Source organism: Candidatus Cloacimonadota bacterium (assembly GCA_034661015.1).
In the GTDB taxonomy this organism is placed as follows: domain Bacteria; phylum Cloacimonadota; class Cloacimonadia; order JGIOTU-2; family JGIOTU-2; genus JAYEKN01.
On sequence record JAYEKN010000081.1, the window covers coordinates 1 to 5,007 of the forward strand.

The window sequence follows — 5,007 nt, forward strand, 5'->3', positions numbered from 1 at the left end:
GATAGTTATTTCAAAACAGATAGTGAAATAGAAAAATATTGTGAAGAAAAATATATACCAATTGATAATGATAAAAACGGTGTAATAAATTGAAAAATTGGTGTTTCAAAATGCCCAACTTTTCATATTGCCACCGTTGGGTGTCATACAAGAACTAGTACAAAAAATAGAAATATGATAATATATTTATTAGGAATAAGTTGTGTTGGCAAAACAACAATTGGAAAATTATTAGCAGATTACCTTGATTTTGAATTCTATGATTTGGATAACCAGATTGAAGAATATTTTGAAAAACCTCTTGAATACATTCAGGACGAATTTATAACTACAAATGGATATAGAGAAAAAACATCTGTAGTGCTGAATGAAATGTTTAACAAAGACAAAGATGTGGTTATCGCATCCACACCATCAGGAATGCGAGACTATTATTTAAAACAATATAAAACTACAAAAAAGACAAAGGATATTGTTTCAATTAATTTGACAGATAAGCCAGAAAACATTTTGAATAGATTAACTTTTTACGATAAGGATTCAATACAGATTGAAAAGAAGTTGTCAGTTAATGAAAGAAAACTATATTTGAAAGAGATAAAAAAAGATATTACATTTTTTAAAAAGTTTAATTTGAGAGCGGATTATTCTATTGATATTAATGGTGCTACCCCAGAAGTCTTTATAAAGAAAATAACAGAATTGTTAATTGAAGAAGGAAGAATATTGATGAAAAAATGAAAAACAAAAGTTTAGGATTTAACCATTTTATCATTAGATTCGCCTTATGGCGAAATGGTTAAATCCCCTTTTTTTAAGTGGGCTCACATATAATATTAAATATGAAGATATTAGCAATAAATAAAATTAGTTGTAAAATGAAATTGAAGTGCCAAATGCACTATATTCAAACTGTTAGAAACAATAACACATCGGAATAAGCAGATTTTCCATTAGATAATCATTCATAAATTTCCACAAAAATTTCTTTTCTCAATTTTTTCAACCATTTCTCCAATTCAGATTGCCTTTTTTCTTGCATGACCATATTTGCGATTTCCTGAGTAATTTCTCCATATTCAAAATTTCGTTCTTCCTCATAACCCAAATTTTTAAATATGTAATATTTTCCATCTGCTTCAATGATAGGGGAGATTTCACCATTTTTCAAATCCTTCATTGCTTTACCGAATTCAGGTACTTGGGAAATTTTTTCAATCGGAATTGTGATGACAAAATCTTCTGAATTTGGTGATTGAGTGGAGCCGGAATATTCTTTTGCAACTTCAATAAAATCAGCACCATTTTGTAGCTTGGTCAGAGCTTCCCCAATATTATTTGCCGCTTGTTCCATATCCGAATCATCTATTTCTGTTTTTATCAGAATATGCCGAACTCGGATTTCTCCATCTTTTTTGTCTTCCAGCATGATAAGATGATAACCATATTGGGTGAGAACAGGTTGGCTGATTTCTCCGATCTCCAGCGCAAAGGCAGCATCCGAGAATGGCTTTACCATTTCACCTCTGCCGAAGAATCCCAAATCACCACCTTGTGATGCTGAAGGACATTCGGAATACTCTGTTGCCAGCTCGGCGAAATTTGCTCCTCGATCCAATTTGGCTTTAAGATTTTGAATCGTATCCTTTGCAGTATCCAAACCGGCGGAACCTGTTTGAGGTTCAATCACTATTTCGCCTATTTTTACGGTTTTTGGTCGTTTTGGGAAACTGTTTTTATGTGTTTCGTAAAATTTAGTTTTATCGTGTTCTGAAATATTGATTTTTGCATACACCTTTTGGTTGAGGATCTGTTCTTTAACAATTTGTTTTGATATTTGCTCACGATATCGTTTTTTTAATTCATCGAGACTTAGACCTTCCATCTGTAATGCCTGCAAAAATTGTTGGTGAGATTGAAAATTGGAAGAAATGTCCCGGATTGCCTGTTCCAGCCTTCTGTCCACTTGGGCATCTTCAGCAAAAATACCCTCATTATAGGCTTTGGTGAGAATAAGATTTTCGTCCACAAGCAGTTGCAAAATATCCGATTTAGTCAAATTTTCCGTTTGCTGACCACCGGCTTTTATCTCTTGATAAGCAATATCTACTTCGGATTGAAGAATGACATTGTCATTCACAGTGGCAGCTATTTTATCCACAGGTTCAGCAAAAAGATTGCTAACCAAAATGGTTGCGAACAAGAATAATAATTTTCCTTTTTTCATAATTTTCCTTTCTTAAATGTGAGGTAATTAAAAAAATCCTAAAATAATAATTTTATCCACGAGGAAATGTAGAACACGAGTCCCTTCGTGTTGTTTTCAAAACGGGCAATACACGCAAGCGGATTCTCGATATACCAGCCGGCGGATGGAGTTACGGGATGAATTAATAAATTGTAACATTGTAGTTGATTTTTAGGCTATCCAAAGAGTTTTCCAGAAAATTCTCCCTTTTATCCTCTATAAGTTTTGAATGCAGAGAATCTTTTAAACTAATAAAATTAATTGGCACGTCTTCTTTTTGGATTTTTAGGAGTTGAACAACTTTCAAATTTTTGCCATCTTGAATCACTCTCATATTCCATTGTTTCATACTTTGAATATAATTCCAGAAATATGTGCTAACATCTTTTTTTTGAATAAATTTCACTTTATAATTGCTACCAAGATTTTTTGCAGCAGTGTAAAACGCTTCTCCGCCATTGAATAAAGATATTACCGAATCTGCCACCGTCCAATTCTCCACGATAAAACTTTGAATTTTGAAAGTAGTGATCTCGGTCATAAAATCAGCCCGATTTAAATTGTAATAATCGAAGATTTCACCTTCTGAAATATTTATTTTTTTCAATTCATTGGAAAGAAGTTTATTGGCGAGAATAGTTTTTGCAGAGTATTTTATGTTGAATTTCACATCGGGAAGTTTGTCTAAACCTTGTTTTTTTGCTTCTTCTGCGAGAAGAGAAATCTCTACCCAATCATTAATCGTTTCTGTTTTATTTTCTTCAGACAAGTTGTTCCATTCCTCTTCGCTAAAAAGAGATTGAAATTCCTTTTCGTATAACTTTATATCTCTTACTTCTGCTACGATTTTATCTTCGCGTTTTTCCTTACAAGCCAATAATGAAAGGATCGTTAATAAAATCAGGAGAATGCTTAATGCTTTTTTCATAGCTTTACCTTGTGGAAATGTAATAAATTTATTTTTTCTCTACAACAATATTATATTCTTCAATAATGTTGTCAAACCACTCATTCATTTTTTGATTTTGGAGTTCGTATTTGATTTTATATTTTACCGTATTGAAGGGCTGAATTTCTTTATTTTCCGTGAATTCTTTTTTGTTATTATCGTAATACTCTTGAATTTCTTCATTTGATATTTCAATTCCTTCTGAAAAGATATTCATATAGACTTTGTTAACGACAAAATTATCCCATTTTTTGGTTAGATCGCTTTCTTCGTTTTTCCAGATAAGTTGAAATCCATCACTGCTTTCCAAATCTTGATCAACGGCAATATCATATAAAATTTCCTGTAGAGCAATTTCATTAACAATATTTTTCACATCAGGCAAGCCGATATTTTGGATTTGTTCGGGAGTGAGAAAATAATCAAAATATTGTTTGATCTCTCCTAATTTTACAACATGATCATAACCATCAAAATGGACTATCACGATATTATTATCAGATTGTGCTTCAGACTCAAGGAATAATTTAAGATTGTTTTCATCTATGGAAATTGAGCGTTTTAAAGAATCAATATAGCGTGCAATATAAGATTGCTGTTTTTCATTCAGTAATTGATCATGAATTTGTTCTTTGACGATTTCGAAATTTGGGTCAGTGAAACGCTTTATCAGATAATATCCATTGGGAGTGTTAATCGGTTTTGTGAATTCCTCCACTTCGAGAGTATCGTTGTATAAATTTACTAACAGTTCTTGCTTGATAATTTCTTTTCCTTCTACATCATTAAGGAAACGTTTTTCCATATATTTGTCACGAATTTTTTTGAAATCACTACCGGACAGCAACTTTTTATATGCTTTTGATATTGTCTTATACGCCTTTGTGGTATCGCTTCCAGCCACAGGAATAAATATTGTCATCACCTGAATATATGGATGAAGTTCAATATAATCAAGATAATCAGCATCTGCCAAAATTACATTTTTTTTGCCTTCTTGTTCCAGCAAATAAGTGATGAGCAGAGATTTTTTTGATTCGTTTTTCTGCCACTCAAATTCTTCAATAATTTCCGAATCACTAAAATAGCCATTTTTTTTCGCATAGATTTTTGCTACTTTTTGGTTAATAAGTCTTTGAATCAAAAAGTCATTATTAGGCAAATCAGGGCTATTTGCATATTGCTCCTTTTCATCTTGAAGATTTCCATAGGTGATTACCTCTTCATTTACTTGTGCAATAATTTTGCTGGGATTCGGTTTTGAAAAATTATTCCAAACGATGAAGAATACCGCTGCTGCAACCAAAAGGCCAGCAATTAACTTATTTCCATTTTGCATCTAAATTACCTCTTAAAATTTTTATTTATTAAATACGACAATCACAGAATTGGTGATAAACTGTCAATTTTTATCAGGTAACAGATAATCTGTTTGGGAAAACGGAAAAGGGAGAAAGGGAAAATGGAAAACGGAAAACGGAGAAGGGAAATGCGAATTTTACCTTGCGAATGGTCATGCTTCAACGACCTTCGCAATGGTAAAAAGGTCAGCCAAAAATGCACGAATAAAAATAAAAATGGTGAAAAGGGAAATGGGAAAAGGGAAAACGGAAAACGGAGAAGGGAAATTTTGAATTATGAATTATTAATTGTGAATTGTGAAAAAACAACCATAAATACACGAAAAAAAATAGCCTATCCGTTTACGGATAAGTATAAAATCGGACAAATTATCTTACGCCATTTATGGCGTTTTGGAGTAAAATATCCGTGATATTTTATACAACACTGCAACATCACGGATGTTGCA

5 protein-coding genes are annotated in these 5,007 nt (G+C 32.2%); 2 read left to right on the forward strand and 3 right to left on the reverse strand.

Features of this window, described 5'->3' with window-relative positions; translation table 11 throughout:
• Positions 1–174: 174 nt before the first annotated feature.
• Positions 175–741: a shikimate kinase gene (locus U9P79_02770; GenBank protein ID MEA2103553.1), complete on the forward strand. Its 567-nt coding sequence runs from the start codon at positions 175–177 to the stop codon at positions 739–741.
• 220 nt (positions 742–961) lie between these two features.
• Here the strand turns inward: U9P79_02770 and U9P79_02775 are convergent, their stop codons facing one another.
• From U9P79_02775 to U9P79_02785, 3 genes are all read right to left on the reverse strand, one after another.
• Positions 962–2,227, reverse strand: coding sequence for a peptidylprolyl isomerase (locus tag U9P79_02775; GenBank protein MEA2103554.1), 1,266 nt, complete (start codon positions 2,225–2,227; stop codon positions 962–964).
• 163 nt (positions 2,228–2,390) lie between these two features.
• Complete coding sequence (locus tag U9P79_02780) at positions 2,391–3,176, reverse strand: hypothetical protein (GenBank protein ID MEA2103555.1); 786 nt, start codon at positions 3,174–3,176, stop codon at positions 2,391–2,393.
• A gap of 28 nt (positions 3,177–3,204) precedes the next feature.
• The gene (locus U9P79_02785) at positions 3,205–4,536 is read right to left on the reverse strand and encodes a hypothetical protein (protein ID MEA2103556.1); all 1,332 of its coding nucleotides are present in this window, start codon (positions 4,534–4,536) and stop codon (positions 3,205–3,207) included.
• A 123-nt stretch (positions 4,537–4,659) separates the two neighbouring features.
• Here U9P79_02785 and U9P79_02790 point away from each other — a divergent pair, with 123 nt between their 5' ends.
• Positions 4,660–4,971, forward strand: a complete 312-nt coding sequence (locus tag U9P79_02790) for a hypothetical protein (protein ID MEA2103557.1) — start codon at positions 4,660–4,662, stop codon at positions 4,969–4,971.
• The last annotated feature ends 36 nt before the right edge of the window (positions 4,972–5,007 follow it).